Genomic DNA, 20,744 nt, shown 5'->3' on the forward strand with positions numbered 1-20,744 from the left:
GTACCAGCCGGTGAAGCCGGGGGCTACGGCGGCCGATGAGGTGGGGGTGGCTGCGGCCGGGATTACTCATAAGGCCGCATTCGTGGACGAAGATCGCGGCGACGAACTCCGTTCACGGTGGGGCCCCGAGCGCAGGCACTAGGAGCTCGGGGGGTGCGGCCGGGTCGTGGCCGCGGGTTCGTCGTGGATTCTCCCGCAGTTCCCCGCGTCGATCGGTTCTCCGATGATCCTGGCGGCCAGATCCGAGGCCAGTTCCGCTACGTGGACGCGGAGTTCGGCCTCGGCTGTGGCGCGGTCCGCGGCAAGGCGTGCATGCCCCTCGGCGAGCAGGGTGGTGTACTCGCGTCGGCCGTCGGCGCGGGCCTCGGCGATCAGGGCCGCGCCCTCCTCGACTGCGCGCTGACGGATGCGGGCGGCCTCGTGCCGGGCTTCGGCCAGGGCCGCCGCCGCCTGGGTCCGCTTGGTCCGGGCCTGCTCCCGCAGGGCTTCGGCCTCAGCCTCGGTCCCCTTCGTCGCGGCCTCCCGTTCGTCCAGGACGCGCTGGATCCGGGGCACGAACCGTACGAAGAAGAGGAACACGAGCGCGAACAGCACTGCCGCGACGACGAGTTCCCCGACGACGGGGTTCAACGGGCCGATGTCCATCGGGAGAAGATCCATACCGGTGCCCTACCCGTTCCCACGCGTGCGGTACCGTGCTCCGGCCCCGGATCAGTCCCCGTGGTCGTACACCGTCACCGATATCCCGCGCCGGATCAGTCGATCGGTGATCAGGGGCTCGACCCGGGACCACTTGCCGCCCGCGAGTCCGCAGCCGATGCGGGGCATGTGGACCGAGGCGTCCAGCTCCAGTGCCTTGTCGGCGAGCAGGCCGAGGGCCGTGTCGATGGCCTCGTAGCGAACGGGCACCCCCTTGCTGCCGGTGCGGATGCCGCGCTGGCCTATCAGGTTGGCGACCCAGGTGTAGCGGCCGACCTGGACGAACTGGGCGGCACCGAGTCCGAAGTCGTTGGTCGCCCGGTCGCGGTGCCAGGCCCGGTAGGCGGCCTCGGGCTCCGGCCAGCGGCGGGACAGGGCGACGACGAAGCCCTTGCCCCAGCCGCCCAGGTCGTTGCTGACGTGGGCGATGACCTTGACCCCTTGCCCATCGGCTGGGTCGCGTCGCCCCGGATGTACGTGATCCCCGACATGGCGCCACCGTACGGGTCGGTACTGACAGTCGGTGTCGTCCGAGGTGTCACAGCACTGGTGGGACAGCGATACTGCTGTGCATGACGACCGACATCGGGGAGAGCTCCGGCTCCGGCTCCGGCTCCGGCTCCGGCTCCGGCTCCGGCTCCGGCTCCGGCTCCGGCTCCGAGGAGATCGTTCTCACCGTCGACGAGCTGGCCGCGCGGGCGGGGGTCACGGTGCGTACGGTCCGCTTCTACGGCACCCGGGGCCTGTTGCCGCCGCCGGAGATCGGGCCCCGCCGGGTCGGGCACTACGGTCGGGACCATCTCGCCCGGCTCGCGCTGATCGAGGAGCTGCAGCGGCAGGGCATGACCCTGGCGGCCATCGAGGGGTACCTGCGTCGGCTGCCTCCGGACCTCACCCCGCGCGACCTCGCGCTCCAGCGCGCGGTGGTGGCCTCCTGGGCGCCGGACGCGGTGGCGACGGTCACGCGGGAGGAGCTCGACCGGCGGGCGGGGCGGTCCCTGAACGAGGAGGACATCGAACGGCTCGTGGCGATGGGCGTGGTGGAACGGCACGGTGACGGTCTCCGCGTGGACCCGGGGCTGCTGCGGCTGGGCGTGGAGCTGCTCGGCGTACCCCTGTCGGAGGAGTCCATCCGCGCCGCGCGGACCGTACTGATCGAGCACTCGCGCGCGGCGGCCCGAGAGTTGTCGCGGCTCTTCCGCGACGCGGTGGCGGAACGCGATCCGCAGGCCGTGAAGTCGCTGTCGGCACATATGCAACCACTGGTCGTACAGGCCTTGTTGACGACCTTTCAGCGGTCGTTGAAGGACGAGCTGAGCCAGTGGGCGGCGGAGTCCTGAACCGCGGGGGTCACCGCACGGCCCGGTCCAGGTGGGTGATGACGGCGGGCACGTCGTCGCTCTCGGTGCCGCGAATCAGCTGCAGGGCCGGCCGGACGAGGCCGCCGGGGCGGGCGATCAACCGTGCGAGGACGGCGGCCCGGATGTCGAGCCGCTCGATGGTGGCCGCGCGTTCCTCCTCGCTCTGGCCCGCGAGCAGCACGGCGTTGAACCAGGCCTCCTCTCTCGACCGCCGCACGCTGAAGTCGAGGATCCGCTCGTCGGTGCGGGCTCCGACCTGGTCCAGCAGCGACATCAGCGGCGACAGCGCGCCGAGCGAGTCCTGCACAGCCAGCACCACCCGCCCGAGGATGTCGTTGATCAGCAGGAAGTCGCGTCGCAGCGCGTGGATGTCCTCGCCCGGGCTGGTCCGGGCGGCGGCGACGGCCAGGTCCAGGTTGATGTGCGCGTTCACGCCGAGGAGCAGGTGCTGGACGATGACGGTGTCGGGGTCGTCGAGCAGGCCGAACGTCTCGCGCCAGCAGCGCGGCCCGCTCCGGTCACGGCGCCAGGCGTCGTACGCCTCGAAGTAGCGGTTGCCGAAGAGGGTGTCGAAGCGGTCCATCCGCGCGCCGTCGTCGAACAGCCCCTGGTGAATGGCCGTACGGACCTCGACGGTCACCTGTCGGTACAGCGCGGCGAAGTACCCCACCCGGTCACCACCCCGGCGCGCCTCCCGCACCACCTGGGCGAGCCCGTCCACGACCTCGTCGATGTTCCCGGCCACCACCATGCCCAACTCCCTCCCGCAACCGTGCAGTTCGGCGTGCACCCTCATGAAGACCGCGCCCCCGCCAGGGGCGCGGGGAACTGCGCGAGAAGCCCCACGGGCCCGCGGCCGACCACACGCCCGAAGCGGGGCCGAAGGGGCGCAGCCCCTGGGGATGGGAAGGGTAGGGGCGGCGGGGGCGGGAAGAACACCCCAGCCACCCCCCAACCTCACGCGTCCCCGAACCGCTCCCCCTTCTCCGCCTTCTCCGTCAACAGCGCCGGCGGCTCGAACCGCTCCCCGTAACGCCCGGCCAGCTCCCGCGCTCGCGCGACGAACCCCGGGAGCCCGCCCTCGTAGCCGTTGATGTACTGCAGCACCCCACCGGTCCACCCGGGGAACCCGATCCCGAAGATGGACCCGATGTTGGCGTCGGCGACGGATGTGAGGACGCCCTCCTCCAGCAGCCGCACGGTGTCCAGCGCCTCCGCGAAGAGCATCCGCTCCTGCATGTCCCGGAACGGGATCCGGTACCCCGGCTTCGTGAAGTGCTCGCGCAGTCCGGGCCAGAGCTTGGCGCGGCGGCCGTCGGGCCCGTAGTCGTAGAACCCGGCACCACCGCTGCGGCCGGGACGGCCGAACTCGTCGACCATGCGGTCGATCACGGCCTCGGCCGGATGCACGGTCCAGGTGCCGCCCGCCTCCTCCACGGCCCGCCGGGACTCCGCGCGGATCTTGCGGGGCAGGGTGAGGGTCAGCTCGTCCATGAGGGAGAGGACCTTGGCCGGGTAGCCCGCCTGGGCCGCCGCCTGTTCGACGGACGCGGGCTCGATGCCCTCGCCGACCATCGCGACACCCTCGTCGATGAAGTGGCCGATGACCCGGGAGGTGAAGAAGCCGCGCGAGTCGTTGACGACGATCGGGGTCTTCTTGATCTGCCGGACCAGGTCGAAGGCGCGGGCCAGGGCCTCGTCGCCGGTCTGCTCGCCCTTGATGATCTCGACGAGGGGCATCTTGTCGACGGGCGAGAAGAAGTGCAGGCCGATGAAGTCGGACCGGCGGACGACGCCCTCGGCCAGCTCGGTGATGGGGAGGGTGGAGGTGTTGGAGCAGAGCAGGGCGTCCGGTGCCACGACCCCCTCGATCTCCTGGAACACCTTGTGCTTGAGCTCGGTGTTCTCGAACACGGCCTCGATGACGGCGTCGCAGCCCGCGAGGTCGGCCGGGTCGGCGGTGGGGGTGATCAGGGCGAGGAGGGCGTCGGCCTTCTCCTGGGTGGTGCGGCCCTTGGCGACCGCCTTGGCGCAGAGCTTCTCCGAGTACCCCTTGCCCTTCGCGGCCGCTTCGGGCGTCACGTCCTTCAGGACGACCTCGATGCCCGCGCGGGCGCAGGAGTACGCGATGCCCGCGCCCATCATCCCGGCGCCGAGGACGGCGACCCTGCGGACCTGGCGGGGCGCGATGCCCTGGGGGCGGTTCGCGCCGGAGTTGACGGCCTGGAGGTCGAAGAAGAAGGCCTGGATCATGTTCTTGGAGGTCTGCCCGGCGGCCAGCTCCACGAAGTAGCGGGCCTCGATGACCTGGGCGGTCTCGAAGTCGACCTGGGCGCCCTCGACGGCGGCGGCGAGGACTCTGCGCGGCGCCGGGTAGGGCGCGCCGTTCGTCTGCTTGCGCAGGGTGGCGGGGAAGGCGGGCAGGTTCGCCGCGAACTTCGGGTGGGCGGGGGTGCCGCCGGGGATGCGGTAGCCGGGCCTGTCCCACGGCTGCTGCGACTCGGGGTTGGCATCGATGAACGCGCGGGCCTTGTCCATCAACTCGTCCTGGGTGGCGGCCACGTCATGGATCAGACCGTTCTCCAGGGCGCGCCGCGGGGAGTACTGGGTGCCCTGGAGCAGCACCTTCAGCAGGGCGTCGGTGATGCCCAGCAGCCGGACGGTGCGGACGACGCCGCCGCCTCCGGGAAGCAGGCCGAGGGTGACCTCGGGGCAGCCGATCTTGGAGCCGGGGGCGTCCAGGGCGACGCGGTGGTGGCAGGCGAGGGCCAGCTCGTAACCACCGCCGAGGGCGGCGCCGTTGATCGCCGCGACGACCGGCTTGCCGAGGGTCTCGATGCGGCGCAGGTTGCGCTTGATCTCCAGGCCGCCGTCGAACAACTGCTGTGCGGTGTCGGGGGTGACCTTGATGAGGTCGCGGAGGTCGCCGCCGGCGAAGAAGGTCTTCTTGGCGGAGGTGATGATGACGCCGCGGACGGTGTCCTTCTCGGCCTCCAGGCGGTCGGTGATCACCGCGAGGGAGTCGCGGAACGCCTGGTTCATGGTGTTCGCGGACTGGTCGGGGTCGTCGAGGACGAGGGTGACGAGGCCCGTGCGGTCCTGTTCCCAGCGGATGGTGGTGCTCTCGGTCATAGCGGGGCTCTCCGTAGAAGTCTCTTGGTTCCGCCGGGTTTCAGACACGTTCGACGATCGTCGCGATGCCCATGCCGCCGCCCACGCAGAGCGTGGCCAGCCCGTACCGCTTGTCCTGGCGCTCCAGTTCGTCGACCAGCGTGCCGAGGATCATCGCCCCCGTCGCGCCGAGCGGGTGGCCGAGCGCGATCGCGCCGCCGTTGACGTTGACCTTGTCGAGCGAGAGGCCCATGTCCTTGACGAAGCGGAGCACGACGGCGGCGAACGCCTCGTTGATCTCGACGAGGTCGATGTCGTCGATGGTCAGCCCGGCCCGGGCAAGGGCCTTGCGGGTCGCGGGCGCGGGGCCGGTGAGCATGATGGTGGGCTCGGAGCCGGAGACGGCGGCGGAGACGATCCGGGCGCGCGGGCGCAGGCCGTAGCGCTCGCCGACCTCCCTGGTGCCGATGGCGACGAGGGCCGCGCCGTCCACGATGCCGGAGGAGTTGCCCGCGTGGTGGACGTGGTCGATCTCCTCGACCCAGTGGTACTCCTGCAGCGCCACGGCGTCGAAGCCGCCCAGTTCGCCGATGTCCGCGAAGGACGGCTTCAGCTTGGCGAGCGAGTCGGCGGTGGTGCCGGGCCGCAGGTACTCGTCGTGGTCGAGGACGACGAGTCCGGCGCGGTCCTTGACGGGGACGACGGAGCGGTCGAACCGGCCGTCCTTCCAGGCGGCCGCCGCCCGCTCCTGGGACAGTGCCGCGTACTCGTCCACGTCGCGCCGGGAGAATCCCTCGATCGTGGCGATGAGGTCGGCGCCGATGCCCTGCGGCACGAAGTTGACCGCCAGATTGGTCATCGGGTCGTTGAACCAGGCGCCGCCGTCCGACGCCATCGGCACCCGGGACATCGATTCGACGCCGCCGGCCAGCACCAGGTCCTCCCAGCCCGAACGGATCTTCGCGGCGGCCAGGTTGACGGCCTCCAGGCCCGAGGCACAGAAGCGGTTCTCCTGGACGCCGGCCACGGTGTCGGGCAGTCCGGCGGCGATCGCGGCGGTCCGGGCGATGTCGGAGCCCTGGTCGCCGACCGGACCCACGACACCGAGCACGATGTCGTCGACGGCGGCCGGGTCGAGGCCTGGGAAGCGGCCCTGGACCTCGTGGATCAGTCCCACGACGAGGTCGATCGGCTTGGTGCCGTGCAGGGAGCCGTTCGCCTTGCCGCGGCCGCGCGGGGTGCGGATCGCGTCGTACAAGTACGCTTCGGTGCTCACGAGTCTGGCCTTTCCAGTGGCGGGAGGGTGCGGCCCGGGGGCCGGTGTCAGTCGGTGTCCTTCGCGGGGCCGTCCACGGCCCGCCTGTCGGGCAGGAGGCCCGCTATGCCCCAGTCGTGGGCGACGTCCGCCGTGTCGGCGCCCGGCTGGGCGGGTCCGGTGCGGACCGAGGTGTGGGTGGCGGAGAAGCGGGGCGCGGGGGCGGGCTGGGTGATGCCGCCGAAGTCGGTGAAGGTGCCCCGGGCCGCGAGATGCGCGTGGTGCGGGGCCTCGCGGAGCGACAGGACGGGGGCCACACAGGCGTCGGAGCCCTCGAAGACGGCCGTCCACTCGTCCCTCGTACGGGTCTTGAAGCGGGCCGCGACCGCCTCGCGCAGGTCACCCCAGGCGGCTGTGTCCTTGCGGGCCGGGGCCCGGTCCCCGATGCCCAGGAGGTCCACGAACTCCTCGTAGAACTGCTGTTCAAGGGCGCCCACGGCGACGTACCGGCCGTCGGCGGTCTCGTAGGTGCCGTAGAAGGGGCAGCCGCCGTCGAGGAGGTTGGCGGCGCGGCGGTCCTGCCAGCCGCCGGCGGCGAGCATGCCGTGGATCATCGCGGACAGGTGCGAGGTGCCGTCGACGATGGCCGCGTCCACGACCTGCCCGTCGCCGGTGGCGCGGGCGTGGTGGAGGGCGGCGAGGACGCCGACGACGAGATAGAGGGAGCCGCCCGCGTAGTCGCCGAGGAGGTTGGCGGGAGCGACGGGCGGGGTGCCCGGTGCTCCGGTCATGCCGAGGGTGCCGGTCAGGGCGATGTACGCGATGTCGTGGCCGGCGCGCTGGGCGAGCGGGCCCTGCTGGCCCCAGCCGGTCATCCGGCCGTAGACCAGTCTCGGGTTGCGGGCGTGGCAGGTCTCGGGGCCGACGCCGAGGCGTTCGGCGACGCCCGGCCGGTAGCCCTCGATCAGGATGTCGGCGCGTTCGGCCAGGCCGAGGACGGCGTCCGGGCCGTCCGGGGACTTCAGGTCGACGATCACCGACCGCTTGTTGCGGTTGGTGACGTCGTACTGCGGGTTCACCGCGAGGCCCGCGCCGCCCGGCCGGTCGACGCGGACGACGTCGGCACCGAGATCACCGAGGAGCATGGCGGCGAACGGTCCCGGGCCGATGCCCGCGAGTTCGACCACGCGCACACCGGCGAGCGGACCGTGCCCGGGCGTCTTCGCCACTGACATCGAGCCCCCAGCTCTGTGACACAAACGATGTAACACCAGCGATGCTAAGAACGTGTTCCACTCCGCACAAGCCCCGAATGAGCAAACGCTTAGTCATTGTGCCCGGAGTCGCGACAGGTGTCAGCCCGGCCTGGCCGGACCTGAGGCGCGGCGACCTCAGCGGGCGTCCAGCTCCGCTATCAGCCGCTTCGGGGCGATCACGCGGTAGCTCTCCTCCACCCAGTCGCACAGCAGCTCCGCGCCCGGGGCACCCTGCTCCTCCAGCGGGACACGCACCCAGCCGGACCTGCCCAGGCCGTACCCCGCGGGTTCGGCGCCCGGACAGGTCAGGGCGTGGGCATGCGTCTCCTCGTCCCTGAGCTTGACGGTGACGCCCAGCGGATAGCCGCCGTCATCGGTCCCGAGGAACACGAACACCTTCTTGTTGACCTTCGCGACGCTCTCGCCCCACGGGAACTCCTCGGCCGCGCCGGGCATCCCGAGGGCGAACTCGCGCACCTTCTCCCATTTTTTCAGGGCGTTCTTCGGTACGGTCACGGCCACCTCCGGATCCCGCGCACTCGACTGCTCGTCCCTCACGCTAGCCTCAGCCACCGACAACGGCGCGTGGGCGGGCCGTGGGCGAGTGCTGAGGGGTTCCATGAGCAAGGGGCAGGGCAGGGCCGAGCGGGCGTACGACATCGTGCTCTACGGGGCCACGGGGTTCGTCGGGGAGCTCACCGCGCGGTATCTCGCCGAGAACGCGCCCGAGGGGCTGAGCTGGGCGATCGCGGGGCGCAACGCGGAGAAGCTCGCCGCGCTGCGTGAGCGGCTGCCCGGAGGAGCGGGGATCGGTGTGCTCCGGGCGGACGGGTCCGATCCGGACGCCGTGCGCGAACTCGCCCGCCAGGCCCGCGTGGTGGCCACGACCGTCGGGCCGTACATCACCCACGGCGAGGAGTTGGTGGCCGCCTGCGCGGACGAGGGCACCGACTATCTGGATCTCACCGGTGAACCCGAGTTCGTCGATCTCACGTACGTGCGGCACGACGCACGCGCGCGTGAGACCGGCGCCCGCATCGTGCACGCGGCCGGCTTCGACTCGATACCGCACGACCTGGGCGTGTACTTCACGGTGCGGCAGCTCCCGGAGGACGTGCCGATCACCGTGGACGGTTTCGTGCGCGCCGAGGGCATGTTCTCGGGCGGCACGTTCAACTCCGCGCTCACCGGGTTCTCCCGCGGCCGGCAGACGATGGCCGCCGCGCAGGACCGCAAGCGGCACGAACCGCGCCTCGTGGGCCGCCGGGCGTACGCGCCGGTGAGCGCGCCCCGGTTCGCCAAGGAGGTCGGGGCGTGGGCGCTGCCACTGCCGACCATCGACGCGCAGGTGGTGCAGCGCTCGGCGCGCGCCCTGCGGCGCTACGGTCCGGACTTCCGCTACCGCCACTACGCGGCCGTCAGGACGCTCCCCTTCGCCGTGGGCGGCGTCGCGTTCGTCGGCGCGCTCGTCGCCGCCGCCCAGGTGCCGCCCGTACGGCGCTGGTTGGGCGACCGGCTCAAGCCGGGTGAGGGCCCGAGTGCGGAGAAGCGGGCGAAGAGCTGGTTCTCGGTGCGTTTCGTCGGCGAGGGCGGCGGACGCCGGGTCTTCACGGAGGTCGCGGGCGGTGACCCCGGCTACGGCGAGACGGCGAAGATGTTCGCCGAGTCCGCCCTGTGCCTGGCCTTCGACGACCTCCCCGCCACGGCGGGACAGGTCACGACGGCGGTCGCGATGGGCGACGCGCTGATCGAGCGGCTGCGCGCGGCGGGGATCACGTTCCGGGTGGCGGCGACCCGGTGACCCGGTGAGGGGCCGACCGGCCTACTGCGCCCACCCGGTCAGCGTGTAGACCATCCCGGCGATCCAGGCCAGTCCCGCGAGCACGGCGAGGAGCAGGCCGGTCGTCACGGCACGCTCGACGGACTGGGTGGGGCTGGCGGCGGGCTTCGGGGCTCGGTGCGTCGTCATACGGCACAGCCTGCCGATCATGGCGACGCACCGGCATCCGTACAGGTACTCAGTTCGTACTCAGGTACCCGGTCCTCAGGTTCCCGGTCCTCAGGTTCCCGGTCCGCGCGTGCGCCCGACTGGTGCCCCGACGGCCTCTTACGGCGGGGCGCCCCGGTGTGACTAGGAGGTCGGCGCGCCGGTGGGCCGGGGGGCCGGGCAGCCACCGGCCCCGGCGTCCCAGCGGAGCCGTCACGGCCGCGACGATCAGGCGCACGCGAAGGTCATGACGGGCAGATGCGCCTCCCTCCGGCCGGGCCGCGCACCGAGTCGGCCGTGCCGGAGAACCCGGGTGATCGTGCCGAGCGCGGCGGCGACGGACGAGCAGCGAGCGGAAGACGACCGTCGGCAGCAACCCGAACAGACCGTCGGGGCACCGCCCCCGGGGTTTCGGGTGCCGCCGTCGGCGCACTCCCCGGCGGCGGCGAGGGCAGGCCTGCTCCGTCCGCCGACCGCGCGGTCCGACGCCGCCGCCCGGCCGGAGTCAGGCGGTCGTGGTCCGCAGGGCCCGGCGGCAGAGGGAGTCGGCTCGGCGCGTCGTTTCCGGGAGGCGGTAGGACGGGGTGAGGGCGAGGGTGTGGGCGCAGGCGTTGTCGAGGCCGACGCGGTGGCCGACGGAGACGAAGACCGGCTTGACGCCGTCACGGGTGCGCAGGGCGCGGCCGACCTCCTCGGTGCCCGCGAGGAGCGGGGACGCGCTGCCGCGTACGGCGCCCGGGGCGTCGTAGGTGAAGGTGAAGGGGTTCTTGGCGACGCCGATCGTGGGCAGGCCGGTGAGGACGCCGAGGTGCGCGGCGAGGCCGAAGCGGCGCGGATGAGCGAGGCCGTAGCCGTCACAGACGACGAGACCGGGGTCGCACGGCAGCGCGTCGAGCGCGGCCAGCACCGTCGGGATCTCGCGGAAGGCGAGCAGACCGGGGACGTAGGGGAAGGAGACCTGCCCGGTCGCCGTGGCCTCGGCGACCACGTCGAGGGTGGCCGCGTCCAGCACCACGGCCGCCGCCACGACCACGTCCCGCTCGTCGTCGTACGCCACGTCGACGCCGGTGACCCGTCCGGTGCCCGGCGGCGGTCCGCCCTCGTCGAGGACGACCCTGCCCCGCAACTCGTCCTGCACGGCCAGGGCTTGTTCTTCGGTGGCGGGCCAGCCCGCGGGGATGCGTACGGTCGTCATGGTGTCGACGAGCGTACGCATCCCCGCGCGGACGCGCGGCCCCGGGCTACTTGTCGCCGAGGGCGCGCTTGAGCTGGCTCTTGTTCATGTCCGAACGGCCCTGGATGTTCCGTCGCTTGGCCTCGGCGTAGAGCTGGTCGTACGTGGGCCCCTCGGATCCCTTGTGCGAACGTTGCCCGCCGCGCTTGCTCGACGACATGTCCTGGGTCGAGCTGCGGCTCGCGGTCTTCGACTCGCCGGAGCGGGCGCGCTCCTTGTTCACGGTCCGGGCGGCTATCTCCTTGGCGCGGGACTCGCTCTCACCGCGGTCCTCGGCGCTCTCCTTGATGTGCTCGTACTGGCGTTCCCTCTTCGGGCTCGAACCGCGTGGCATGACCGATCACTCCTTTCGTGACTCGAACACGCCACAAGTACCCCTCCCGGCCGGACCAACCCCGTACGCGCCCACCTGCCGGAACGCCCCCGCGCGGGTCACTTCTCCAGCCGGGCCACCCGCCCCCGCTCCCCCGCCGCCCAGCAGCCCCGGTCCGGGGTGCAGTCGACCGTGTCGTACGACCCGGTGTCGACCGTGCGCCAGGTGCGGCCGCCGTCGGTGGTCAGATCGGTGCCGGTGGGGCCGACGGCGAGAGCGGTCGTCCGGCTGTGCGGGAGCCAGGCGACGCCCGACCGGTAGGCGGGCGGCGGCTGCGCGGCCGTCGTCCAGGCGCGGCCCGCGTCGCCCGTGGTGGCCGCGGCCCGCGGGGACGGCTGGTCGGCGCGGTAGTCGCCGCCGACGGCGATGCCGTGCTTCCGGTCGCGGAAGGCCAGCGCGAAGACGCCCCGGGCCGGATCGCCGGCCGGCACGGGCGTGTCGGCGACCGTCCAGGTGAGCCCCCGGTCGGCGGAGTGCAGCACGCGCGCGCGTGCCGCCCCTCCGGTCGCCAGCCAGACGTCGCGCGGCCCCGAACGGACCAGGCACTGCCCGCTCGCCGCGAAGCCCGCCTCACCCTCCAGGGCCGGGGGCATGCCCTCGTTCGGCAGGACCTTCCAGGAGCGGCCGCCGTCCTCGGTGGCCAGGATGCGGAATCTCCCGTCCACCGGGTCGCTCATGGCGAGCCCATGGCGGGGGTCGAAGAAGGTGAGGCAGTCGTAGAAGGCGCGCGGATCGGTGTTGCGGAAGGACTCGGTCCACGTCGCACCGCCGTCGTCCGTGCGGTACACGCGGGAGGCCTCGCCCTCGCCGATGGCCAGGACGACCGCCCTGCGTGCGTCGAATGCCTCGATGTCCCGGAACTGCAGATCCTGTGCGCCGGGCGGTGAGACGTTGCGCCAGGTCCTGCCCCCGTCGCCGGTGCGGAGCACGGTGCCGGCGGAACCCGCCAGCCACGCGTGGTTCCGGCTGACCGCGGCCAGACCGCGAAAGCGCACGTCAGTGCCGGTCTCCTTCAGTTCCCAGTGCGGTGGACGGGCGTCCCCCCGCGCCTGTGCGGGCACTGCCAGGGCGGCGGCGAGTGCCACCGCGGCCAGGCCCGTCGTCATCGTCCGACTCGTCCGACTCATCCGCCTCGACTGCCCCAAGCCCCTCATGGCGGGCGAAGCTAGTGCAGCGACGAGGTGGCGTCCAGATGGCCTCGGCCGGGAACCACCGGGCGGCGTGCGGTGTCCTCTCCCATGTCCCGGAACACGGGATGAGAAATCGATCACCACAGTGATTGGGCCCGGTGACAGAGGTCACTCGACCCTCATGTGCACGGATCGGCTCGATCCGGCGTCTTTGCAATTGCCCGGCCTCAGTCAACCGGAATCCGTCCACCCGTCACAAGGGAGCAAGGCGTTGTCCATCGTCATCGAGCAGCCCGTCGAGGCCCGTCTCGTCGCCGCCGCGCCGCGGATGCCGAGCATTCCCGCAACGCTCCACTACGACCGTCGCGATCCCTTCGCCGTCCGTATGACCTTCCCCGCCCCGGCCACGCTGGAGGGCGTCGAGGTCTGCTGGACCTTCGCCCGCGAGCTGCTCGTCACCGGCATGGAGGACTCGGTCGGCTTCGGCGACGTACGGGTCCGCCCGTACGGCTACGACCGGCTGGTCCTGGAGTTCCACGCCCCCGAGGGCACGGCCGTGGTGCACGTCCACGCCGATGAGGTACGCCGCTTCCTGGAGCGTTCGATGGATCTGGTGCCGCTCGGGCTGGAACACCACCAGGTCGACCTGGACCACGACCTGGCGGAACTGATGCGCGACGCCTGCTGAGGCCACACCCCAGGCGCCGCCCCGCTCCGCCGGGGGCGGCCGGTCCGGGTGCCGGCCCGGAAGCCGGTCGGGCCGTTAATCGCGTTGACACCCTTCCGGCCCCTCCGTACGTTGTTCCACGGTCCTGTTGCCGTCGATTGGAGAAGGACGTTGCTCGTCTGAGGTCCTGAGACACCGCGTCACACACCCCGCCGCATCCCGGCGTCCCTGTGTGCGTTGCGTGCGACCTCGGCGTACGAGCCGTCCCTTCGGCAGCGGGCTTTTCTCTTGCCCTCGTCGTATGTCGCCCTCGCGGTGTTTCGAACGCGTCGCCCCTGGCCGCTTCCCGCACCCGCGAGGTTCCTCATGTCTACTCCCCTTTCCCTCACCTGCGCCTCCCTGTCCTTCGCCTGGCCCGACGGCACCCCCGTCTTCGACGATCTGCAGATCGCCTTCGGCCCCGGTCGGACCGGGCTGGTCGGCGTCAACGGGTCGGGGAAATCGACCCTGTTGAAGCTGATGGCCGGTGAACTCACCCCGTCCGACGGCACCGTCCGGGTGGCCGGCGAGGTCGGCTACCTCCCGCAGAACGTCACGCTCGACACCGGCCTCAAGGTCGACGAGGCGCTCGGCATCGCCACCGCCCGCGCCGCGCTGCACGCCATCGAGGCGGGTGACGTGGCCGAGGAGCACTTCGCGACGGTCGGCGACGACTGGGACGTCGAGGAGCGCGCACTGGCGACCCTCGGCCAACTCGGGCTGGGCCACGTCGACCTGGACCGCACCATCGGTGAGGTCTCCGGCGGCGAGTCGGTGCTGCTGCGGCTGGCCGCACTGCTGCTGCGCCGCCCGGACGTCCTCCTCCTGGACGAGCCGACCAACAACCTCGACCTGTACGCGCGGCGCCGGCTGTACGACGCGGTCGAGGCGTGGTCCGGGGTGATGGTCGTGGTCAGCCACGACCGCGAACTCCTGGACCTGGTCGACCAGATCGCCGATCTGCACGCCGGCGAGGTCACCTGGTACGGCGGCAACTTCACCGCGTACGAGGAGGCGCTCGCCACCGAACAGGAGGCGGCCGAGCGGATGGTCCGGGTCGCCGAGTCCGATCTGAAGAAGCAGAAGCGCGAACTCGTCGACGCACAGGTCAAGTTGGCCCGGCGCAAACGGTTCGGGCAGAAGATGCAGGACCAGAAGCGGGTACCGAAGATCGTCGCGGGCGCACGCAAGCGGGCCGCCCAGGAGTCCGCGGGCAAACACCGCATCCTGCACGAGGAGCGGCTCGCCGGGGCGAAGGAACGTCTGGACGAGGCGGTGGAGGCCGTACGGGACGAGGACGAGATCCGCGTCGAGCTGCCGTACACGGCCGTGCCGCCGGGCCGTGGCGTCCTCACCCTGCTGGACCTGGAACTGAAGTACGGCGCCCGGGTGAAGGGCGGCCTCGACCTGCGCGGCCCGGAGCGGATCGCCCTGGTCGGCCGCAACGGCTCGGGCAAGACCACGCTGCTGCGGACGATCGCGGGCGAGCTGGAGCCGGTGAGCGGCGAGACGAAGGCGCACGTGCCGATGCGGTTCCTGCCGCAGCGGCTCGACGTCCTCGACGACGAGCTGACGGTCGCCGAGAACGTGGCCCGGTTCGCGCCGGACGCCACCAACAACCGGATCCGGGCGCGCCTGGCCCGCTTCCTGTTCCGTGGCGCCCGTGCCGACCAGCAGGCGGCCACGCTCTCGGGCGGGGAGCGCTTCCGGGCCGCCCTCGCCGCCCTGATGCTCGCCGAGCCCGCCCCGCAGCTGCTGATGCTGGACGAGCCGACGAACAACCTGGACATGGCGAGCGTGCGACAGCTGACGACCGCGCTGGAGGGGTACGAGGGCGCCCTGATCGTGGCCAGCCACGACCTGCCGTTCCTGGAGTCGATCGGGATCACCCGGTGGCTGCTGATGGAGGAGGGAGAGCTGCGGGCGACCACGCCGGAGGAGATCGGGACGGCGGGCTGAGGCGGGCGGCCGGCGGTGGCGGCGACCGACCGCTCGGCTACCGCCGATTATCTCAGGAGGGCCACAGCCTGCCCGCGGGGTTGGCAATTGCTCGCGAGGAGGGCACATAAGGCCGCTTAACTCGATCGTGTGATGGTCGGCTTCCGGGCTTGCGACGCCCTGGGCCGTCCGGGTTAACGTGATCGCGCGATCTGGGACGCCGGATACGGCGCCAGCATACGGGGCCCCCGGTCCACCAGAGGGATGGTTCGGGGCCTCCCCGTCGCCACTGGCCGTACCCACCTGGCCAGATCGCACAGGGAACTGGCCTCCCAGGATCGGACCACGCACAGGATGCGTGTCGCCACCCGGGGTCGAGTTCGCCGGGGACCAGTACGCTCAAGACCGTTCGGGGCGTGCGGCTGGGTCAGGCTCACTCCTGCTCAGTCTCCAGGAACGGTTTTGTCCTGGTGGGCCGGGACTGCATGATGGCGGACCGGCGTCGCTTCACGGACGCCGGAAAACCGTCGTTCGATTCGGAGTCACCCACGTGCCCAGCAAGAAGGCCCTCGTCCGCCGCCCCAGCCCCCGCCTGGCCGAAGGCCTCGTCACGCACGTCGAGCGCACGGAGGTGGACGTCGACCTCGCGGTCGAGCAGTGGGAGGCGTACGGCGAAGCCCTGCGTGACCACGGCTGGGAGACGATCGAGGTGGAGCCGGCCGACGACTGCCCGGACTCGGTGTTCGTCGAGGACACCGTCGTCATGTACAAGAACGTGGCGCTGATCGCACGCCCCGGAGCCGAGTCCCGGCGGGACGAGACCGAGGGGATCGAGGAGGCCGTGGCCGCGCTCGGCTGCTCGGTGAACTGGGTCTGGGCCCCGGGCACGCTGGAGGGCGGTGACGTCCTCAAGGTCGGCGACACCGTGTTCGTGGGGCGGGGCGGGCGCACCAACGCGGCCGGGATCCAGCAGCTGCGGGCCGCGTTCGAGCCGCTCGGCGCGCGGGTGGTCTCCGCGCCGGTGAGCAAGGTGCTGCATCTGAAGTCGGCGGTCACGGCGCTGCCCGACGGCACGGTCGTCGGGCACATCCCGAAGATGGACACCCCGTCGCTGTTCGGGCGTTTCCTGCCGGTGCCGGAGGAGGCCGGGGCCCATGTCGTGCTCCTCGGCGGCGACAAGCTGCTGATGGCGGCGAGTGCGCCGAAGACGGCCGAGCTGTACTCCGACCTCGGCTACGAGCCCGTCGTGGTCGACATCAGCGAGTTCGAGAAGCTCGAGGGCTGTGTGACATGCCTCTCGGTGCGGCTGCGCGGACTGTACGCCTGACGGGCGATCGCATCGTCTCTTCGGCCCCGGGACCTGCTGGTCCACGGGGCCTTCGGCATGCCGCCGATCACTTCCCGGGAACTCGCTGATCAGCGGTCTTTACAGCACGCTTAACCTACGGCATCGTAACCTACGGATTCGTAGCCTACGATGCCGTAGGTTCAGGTCGCCCGCCCGTGGCAGCACCGAACGTCCCGTTCCCTGTACGTCCCCCTGGAGCCTCTGTGTCGATCACTTCTCCCCACCTCGGCAGCCCGTCCGGCGAATGGACCGACGCGCGGCTGCTGTACGCACTGGAGGAAGTCGTCGAGAAGGAACTCAACCGGCATCTGAAGGTCACCAAGGACTGGATGCCGCACGAGTACGTGCCGTGGAGCGACGGCCGCAACTTCCCCGGTTTCTTCGAGGACGGCGAGGCCTGGGAGAAGGGGCAGTCGAAGGTCTCCGAGGTGGGCCGGATCGCCCTCGTGGTGAACCTGCTGACCGAGGACAACCTGCCGAGCTACCACCACGAGATCGCCACCCTCTTCGGCCGTGACGGCGCCTGGGGTACCTGGGTGCACCGCTGGACCGCGGAGGAGGGCCGGCACGGCATCGTGATGCGCGACTACCTGCTCGCCTCGCGCGCGGTGGACCCGGACAAGCTCGAAGAGTTCCGGATGTCCCACATGAGCGAGGGCTTCGAGTCGGACAACCGCCACTCGATGCTCCACACGGTCGCGTACGTCGCCTTCCAGGAGCTCGCCACCCGTGTCTCGCACCGCAACACCGGCCACCACTCCGGTGACCCCGTGTGCGACCGCATGCTGGCGCGCATCGCGACCGACGAGAACCTCCACATGATCTTCTACCGGAACCTGCTGAAGGCCGCGTTCGAGTTCGCCCCCGACCTCACCATGCAGGCCGTCCGCGATGTCGTCGTCGGCTTCCGGATGCCCGGCCACGGCATGCCCGGCTTCGAGCGCGCCGCCGCGCAGATGGCCATCGGCGAGGTCTACAACATGCGCATCCACCACGACGACGTCCTCGCGCCCGTCATCCGCTTCCTGAAGATCATGGAGATCGACGGCCTCGGCCCCGAGGGCATGAAGGCGCAGGAGGAGCTCGGCCTCTACATGGGCGGTCTCGACGCGGAGGCCCGCAAGTTCGACGAGAAGCTGGCCGCGCGCAAGGCCCGGATGGCGGCGCGCGCCGGGGCGTGACGGCCGCGAGCCTCGGGTGCTGCGCGGCGCGGGGCCGTGCGGCGCGGGGGGCGGGGCGGCTGGATTCGAACCAGCGTGTTCCGGTTTTGGAGACCGGCGCGCCTGCCTCTGCGCTACGCCCCGCCCTTGGGCGCAAGCCCAGCCGTTCTCCTCACCACTCGGCCTCCCGGTAGTCCTTGAGGAACACTCCCGAGACCGGGTCGCCCGCCTCGCCGCGCACGATCGGGTCGTAGACGCGGGCCGCGCCGTCGACGATGTCGAGCGGGGTCCGGAAGCCGGCGCCGGCCATGCGGTGTTTCTTGGGGGCGGGGTTCTCGTCGGTGATCCAGCCGGTGTCGACGGCGCACATGTGGACGCCCTGGTCCGCGAGTTCGGCGGCGCTGGTACGGGTGAGCATGTTGAGGGCGGCCTTGGCCATGTTGGTGTGCGGATGCCCGGCCGTCTTGTTGCGCACGGCGAAACGGCCCTCTACGGCGGTCACGTTGACCACGTAACGGCGGGGGCGTGGGGAAGCGAGCAGCAGCGGCAGCAGGCGGTCGCAGAGGAGCGCCGGGGCGAGGGAGTTGACCAGCTGGGTCTCCAGGACCTCCGCCGGGTCGAGCTCCCCCAGCCGCGCCGACCAGGAGTTCTCCGGGGCGGGGTCGGGCAGCAGCCCGGCCTCGTCGGCCTCGCGCAACACGACGGGCAGGGTGGCGGCCCCGGCCCCCAGCATCCGCATCGGCGTGAACCCCGGTGCCTGCCGCGCCCCTTCGGGCAGCGTGTCGTACTCCCCGGCGGCCAGCAGCGCGTACGACTCCGGCGGCCGCCTCACCGTCTGGGCCGCGTTGTTGACCAGGATGTCGAGCGGCTCACCCTCCTGCCTCAACTGCTCGCACAGGCCCAGTACTTGGCGCGGGTCCCGCAGGTCCACGGCGACGACGGTCAGCCGGTCGAGCCACTTCGCGCTGCCGGGCTCGGCGCGGAAGCGGCGCACGGTGTCGTGCGGGAAGCGACTGGTGACGAGCAGCTCGGCGCCGTCGCGCAGCATCATCAGGGCCAGCTGGAAGCCGATCTTCACCCGGCCGCCGGTGAGCAGCGCGCGGCGCCCGCTCAGGTCGGTGCCGAGGGCGCGGCGGGCGGTGTTGTCGGCGGCGCAGTCCGGGCACAGCCGGTGGTAGAACGGGTCGACGTGTCGATAGGACGTCTTGCAGACATAGCAGTGACGCGACTTCAGAAGGACTCCCCCGCCGCCCGCCGCCCGCTCCGGCAGCGGGGCGTCCTCGCGCCGGTCCAGGGCTCCGGTGGCTGTCGCGGCCATCACGGCGGCGTCCGCGGCGGACTTCCGGGCGCTGAGCGCTTTACGGCGCCGCTTCCAACCGTCGCGCGCGAAGGACGCGGCGACCCGCTCGGCCCGTAGCCGCACGGGGTCGTCGACGGGCAGCGCCCGCAGCCGGCCGACCGTACGGTGGAAGGCCGCCAGTTCGTCCTCGGTGATGCCGCCGTCCTCGGCGATGCCGCCGTCCTCGGCGATGCCGCCGTCGTCGCTCATGAGTGCCCCGCCCCGCGTGTCCCGTGTCATGTCGCGGCTGCCCCGCCGGCCCACGCGGCCTTCGGAGCAGCAAACGCCATGCGTCGGGCGCGGTGCGCCACCGTGGAGAGCGGTCCGGACGACCGGATTCGAACCGGCGTTTCCGCCCTGACAAGGCGGTGCGCCTGCCTCTGCGCTACGTCCGGACCGCGTCCCCGGATCCTATGCGCCCGTGCCGGCCGCGGCCCACCGATTTATGACCGGACCGGAGGGCGACGACCCGACCGGTCCGACACCGAACAGGCCTGCGGAGCCAACAGGTTCGCCGCTGTGGGACCTGTGCGCCACCGGCCGGTCAGCCGTTGTCGCTGCGGCGGAGTCGCAGTCTCTCCTTCTCGGAGAGTCCGCCCCAGACGCCGAACCGTTCGTCGTTGGACAGCGCGTACTCGAGACATGCGGTACGCATCTCGCACATGCCGCAGATGCGCTTCGCCTCACGCACCGAGCTGCCGGGCTCGGGAAAGAAGAAGTCTGCCCCCGTCTGCGCACACAGCGCCCGCTCCTGCCAGGCACGGTCGATCGGGGTGATCGTGTCGTTGTGCATGCACGGCATCGTGCCGAGTGCCGAAAAACGTTCGATCAACGTGACATCAACACGACGCTCCCGGCCTCCATGGTCCCCTCGCCCACCGGGGTGACACACGGCGGCGCACGGGAGGGGCGCGCACCTCTTTCCGTGGCGCGTCCGGCCGATGCTCGGGCGGTCACGCGGACGCGGTGCCAGACTCGGCAGTACCGGCAACGGACCCCTCGGACCTCTTCAGAGGAGCGCAGCCATGCTCACCACCCGCTATGTCACCGGCGCCCCGAACTGGATCGACCTCGGCACCCCCGACATCGAAGGCGCCGCCTCCTTCTACCGGCACCTCTTCGGCTGGCAGTTCGAGTCGGCCGGCCCCGAGATGGGCGGGTACGGGTTCTTCCGGCTCGACGGCCGTACCGCCGCTGCCGGTATGCAGAACCCCCCGGAGCAGGGCCCTCCGTCCTGGAACATCTACTTCCGGACCCCGGACGCCGACGCCACGGCCAAGGCGGTCGAGCAGGCCCACGGCTCCGTGCTGATGCGGCCCATGGACGTGGCGGACGAGGGCCGGATGGCGATCCTCGCCGACCGGGCGGGGGTGCCCTTCGGCGTGTGGCAGCCCCAGCGCATCACCGGGCTCGACGTCGTCATGGACCCGGGCGCGCTGTGCTGGCTGGAGCTGTACACGCCGGATCTGCCCGCGGCGGCCGGGTTCTTCAACTCCGTGTTCGGCTGGGAGACCTCCGCGATCGACATCGCCGGCGGCAGCTACACCTGTGTGAACCCGGCGGGGACCGAGCCGGAGTCGATGTTCGCCGGCATCGTTCCGCTCGACGAGGACCCGAGCGAGGCGGGGTCCGGACCGTACTGGCTGCCGTACTTCGAGGTCCCGGACACGGACGCGGCGGTGAGCAGGGCGCTGGAGCACGGCGGCGGTGTCCGGCTGCCCGCCACCGACCTCGCGGGCGCGGGGCGCTTCGCCAAACTCACCGATCCGTACGGAGCCCGGTTCGCGGTGATCAGGAGCGAACGGCCGCAGGGTTAGCGCCCTCGGCATCCTCACCATCCCCGGCGT

The 20,744-nt window shown here is 71.7% G+C and carries 19 protein-coding genes, 2 tRNA genes and 1 pseudogene; 7 read left to right on the top strand and 15 right to left on the bottom strand.

The features are described 5' to 3' along the window. Positions 1-138: 138 nt before the first annotated feature. Positions 139-660, bottom strand: a complete 522-nt coding sequence (locus tag K1J60_RS05450; RefSeq protein WP_220645164.1) for a F0F1 ATP synthase subunit B family protein — start codon at positions 658-660, stop codon at positions 139-141. Positions 661-711: 51 nt separating this feature from the next. Beyond that, positions 712-1,190: pseudogene (locus K1J60_RS05455) on the bottom strand (macro domain-containing protein). Between the two features lie 81 nt (positions 1,191-1,271). Here K1J60_RS05455 and K1J60_RS05460 point away from each other — a divergent pair. Next, complete coding sequence (locus K1J60_RS05460) at positions 1,272-2,039, top strand: MerR family transcriptional regulator (protein WP_220645165.1); 768 nt, start codon at positions 1,272-1,274, stop codon at positions 2,037-2,039. Between the two features lie 10 nt (positions 2,040-2,049). Here the strand turns inward: K1J60_RS05460 and K1J60_RS05465 are convergent, their stop codons facing one another. The 5 genes from K1J60_RS05465 to K1J60_RS05485 form a co-directional block, all read right to left on the bottom strand. Then, positions 2,050-2,856 carry a DUF5995 family protein gene (locus K1J60_RS05465; RefSeq protein ID WP_259407566.1) on the bottom strand — a complete coding sequence of 269 codons (807 nt, stop codon included), beginning with the start codon at positions 2,854-2,856 and terminating at the stop codon, positions 2,050-2,052. Positions 2,857-3,017: 161 nt separating this feature from the next. After that, positions 3,018-5,192, bottom strand: a complete 2,175-nt coding sequence (locus K1J60_RS05470) for a 3-hydroxyacyl-CoA dehydrogenase NAD-binding domain-containing protein (protein WP_220645166.1) — start codon at positions 5,190-5,192, stop codon at positions 3,018-3,020. A 40-nt stretch (positions 5,193-5,232) separates the two neighbouring features. Further along, positions 5,233-6,447, bottom strand: a complete 1,215-nt coding sequence (locus tag K1J60_RS05475; RefSeq protein ID WP_220645167.1) for an acetyl-CoA C-acetyltransferase — start codon at positions 6,445-6,447, stop codon at positions 5,233-5,235. Between the two features lie 47 nt (positions 6,448-6,494). After that, positions 6,495-7,661 (bottom strand): CaiB/BaiF CoA transferase family protein, encoded by a 1,167-nt coding sequence (locus tag K1J60_RS05480; RefSeq protein ID WP_220645168.1) that lies wholly within the window; start codon positions 7,659-7,661, stop codon positions 6,495-6,497. Between the two features lie 156 nt (positions 7,662-7,817). Further along, a complete protein-coding gene (locus K1J60_RS05485) occupies positions 7,818-8,198 on the bottom strand; it encodes an MmcQ/YjbR family DNA-binding protein (protein WP_220645169.1) in 381 nt (126 codons plus the stop codon). A gap of 103 nt (positions 8,199-8,301) precedes the next feature. Here K1J60_RS05485 and K1J60_RS05490 point away from each other — a divergent pair, with 103 nt between their 5' ends. After that, on the top strand, positions 8,302-9,483 hold the full coding sequence (locus K1J60_RS05490) for a saccharopine dehydrogenase family protein (protein WP_220645170.1): 1,182 nt from the start codon (positions 8,302-8,304) through the stop codon (positions 9,481-9,483). Between the two features lie 21 nt (positions 9,484-9,504). Here the strand turns inward: K1J60_RS05490 and mmpA are convergent, their stop codons facing one another. The 4 genes from mmpA to K1J60_RS05510 all read right to left on the bottom strand — a co-directional run bounded on the left by mmpA (position 9,505) and on the right by K1J60_RS05510 (position 12,382). Further along, positions 9,505-9,651 (bottom strand): morphogenic membrane protein MmpA, encoded by a 147-nt coding sequence (gene mmpA / locus K1J60_RS05495; RefSeq protein ID WP_215457977.1) that lies wholly within the window; start codon positions 9,649-9,651, stop codon positions 9,505-9,507. A gap of 523 nt (positions 9,652-10,174) precedes the next feature. Next, positions 10,175-10,864: an endonuclease V gene (locus K1J60_RS05500; RefSeq protein WP_220645171.1), complete on the bottom strand. Its 690-nt coding sequence runs from the start codon at positions 10,862-10,864 to the stop codon at positions 10,175-10,177. 46 nt (positions 10,865-10,910) lie between these two features. Further along, positions 10,911-11,237: a plasmid stabilization protein gene (locus K1J60_RS05505; RefSeq protein WP_033529609.1), complete on the bottom strand. Its 327-nt coding sequence runs from the start codon at positions 11,235-11,237 to the stop codon at positions 10,911-10,913. A gap of 98 nt (positions 11,238-11,335) precedes the next feature. After that, positions 11,336-12,382 (bottom strand): WD40/YVTN/BNR-like repeat-containing protein, encoded by a 1,047-nt coding sequence (locus K1J60_RS05510; RefSeq protein ID WP_220645172.1) that lies wholly within the window; start codon positions 12,380-12,382, stop codon positions 11,336-11,338. A 295-nt stretch (positions 12,383-12,677) separates the two neighbouring features. Between K1J60_RS05510 and K1J60_RS05515 the strand changes: the two genes are divergently transcribed. From K1J60_RS05515 to K1J60_RS05530, 4 genes are all read left to right on the top strand, one after another. Next, positions 12,678-13,094 (top strand): spore wall synthesis regulator SsgD, encoded by a 417-nt coding sequence (locus K1J60_RS05515; RefSeq protein WP_033529611.1) that lies wholly within the window; start codon positions 12,678-12,680, stop codon positions 13,092-13,094. Positions 13,095-13,439: 345 nt separating this feature from the next. Then, complete coding sequence (locus K1J60_RS05520; protein ID WP_220645173.1) at positions 13,440-15,071, top strand: ABC-F family ATP-binding cassette domain-containing protein; 1,632 nt, start codon at positions 13,440-13,442, stop codon at positions 15,069-15,071. Between the two features lie 529 nt (positions 15,072-15,600). Beyond that, complete coding sequence (gene ddaH / locus K1J60_RS05525; RefSeq protein WP_220645174.1) at positions 15,601-16,377, top strand: dimethylargininase; 777 nt, start codon at positions 15,601-15,603, stop codon at positions 16,375-16,377. A gap of 224 nt (positions 16,378-16,601) precedes the next feature. Then, positions 16,602-17,579: an acyl-ACP desaturase gene (locus tag K1J60_RS05530; protein ID WP_220645175.1), complete on the top strand. Its 978-nt coding sequence runs from the start codon at positions 16,602-16,604 to the stop codon at positions 17,577-17,579. A 50-nt stretch (positions 17,580-17,629) separates the two neighbouring features. Here K1J60_RS05530 and K1J60_RS05535 read toward each other — a convergent pair. The 4 genes from K1J60_RS05535 to K1J60_RS05550 form a co-directional block, all read right to left on the bottom strand. Continuing rightward, positions 17,630-17,702 (bottom strand) — tRNA-Trp (locus tag K1J60_RS05535). Between the two features lie 28 nt (positions 17,703-17,730). Continuing rightward, on the bottom strand, positions 17,731-19,107 hold the full coding sequence (locus tag K1J60_RS05540; RefSeq protein ID WP_398683125.1) for an SDR family NAD(P)-dependent oxidoreductase: 1,377 nt from the start codon (positions 19,105-19,107) through the stop codon (positions 17,731-17,733). Between the two features lie 113 nt (positions 19,108-19,220). Further along, positions 19,221-19,292 (bottom strand) — tRNA-Asp (locus K1J60_RS05545). Between the two features lie 149 nt (positions 19,293-19,441). Next, entirely contained in the window at positions 19,442-19,690 is a 249-nt protein-coding gene (locus tag K1J60_RS05550; protein ID WP_052146248.1) for a WhiB family transcriptional regulator, read from the bottom strand. 232 nt (positions 19,691-19,922) lie between these two features. On the opposite strand from K1J60_RS05550, the gene K1J60_RS05555 reads away from it, so the two are divergent. Next, positions 19,923-20,714: a VOC family protein gene (locus tag K1J60_RS05555; protein ID WP_220645176.1), complete on the top strand. Its 792-nt coding sequence runs from the start codon at positions 19,923-19,925 to the stop codon at positions 20,712-20,714. Positions 20,715-20,744 lie beyond the last annotated feature (30 nt).

It is taken from the genome of Streptomyces akebiae, assembly GCF_019599145.1.
Lineage (GTDB): Bacteria > Actinomycetota > Actinomycetes > Streptomycetales > Streptomycetaceae > Streptomyces > Streptomyces akebiae.

Bases quoted from the DNA above. Each gene is read 5' to 3' on its own strand.
- K1J60_RS05555 (WP_220645176.1), top strand. From the start codon at position 19,923: ATGCTCACCACCCGCTATGTCACCGGCGCCCCGAACTGGATCGACCTC.
- K1J60_RS05520 (WP_220645173.1), top strand. From the start codon at position 13,440: ATGTCTACTCCCCTTTCCCTCACCTGCGCCTCCCTGTCCTTCGCCTGG.
- K1J60_RS05500 (WP_220645171.1), bottom strand. From the start codon at position 10,864: ATGACGACCGTACGCATCCCCGCGGGCTGGCCCGCCACCGAAGAACAA.
- K1J60_RS05480 (WP_220645168.1), bottom strand. From the start codon at position 7,661: ATGTCAGTGGCGAAGACGCCCGGGCACGGTCCGCTCGCCGGTGTGCGC.
- K1J60_RS05505 (WP_033529609.1), bottom strand. From the start codon at position 11,237: ATGCCACGCGGTTCGAGCCCGAAGAGGGAACGCCAGTACGAGCACATC.
- K1J60_RS05460 (WP_220645165.1), top strand. From the start codon at position 1,272: ATGACGACCGACATCGGGGAGAGCTCCGGCTCCGGCTCCGGCTCCGGC.
- K1J60_RS05510 (WP_220645172.1), bottom strand. From the start codon at position 12,382: ATGACGACGGGCCTGGCCGCGGTGGCACTCGCCGCCGCCCTGGCAGTG.
- K1J60_RS05470 (WP_220645166.1), bottom strand. From the start codon at position 5,192: ATGACCGAGAGCACCACCATCCGCTGGGAACAGGACCGCACGGGCCTC.
- K1J60_RS05450 (WP_220645164.1), bottom strand. From the start codon at position 660: ATGGATCTTCTCCCGATGGACATCGGCCCGTTGAACCCCGTCGTCGGG.
- K1J60_RS05550 (WP_052146248.1), bottom strand. From the start codon at position 19,690: ATGCACAACGACACGATCACCCCGATCGACCGTGCCTGGCAGGAGCGG.
- mmpA (WP_215457977.1), bottom strand. From the start codon at position 9,651: ATGACGACGCACCGAGCCCCGAAGCCCGCCGCCAGCCCCACCCAGTCC.
- K1J60_RS05465 (WP_259407566.1), bottom strand. From the start codon at position 2,856: ATGAGGGTGCACGCCGAACTGCACGGTTGCGGGAGGGAGTTGGGCATG.
- K1J60_RS05490 (WP_220645170.1), top strand. From the start codon at position 8,302: ATGAGCAAGGGGCAGGGCAGGGCCGAGCGGGCGTACGACATCGTGCTC.
- K1J60_RS05540 (WP_398683125.1), bottom strand. From the start codon at position 19,107: ATGAGCGACGACGGCGGCATCGCCGAGGACGGCGGCATCGCCGAGGAC.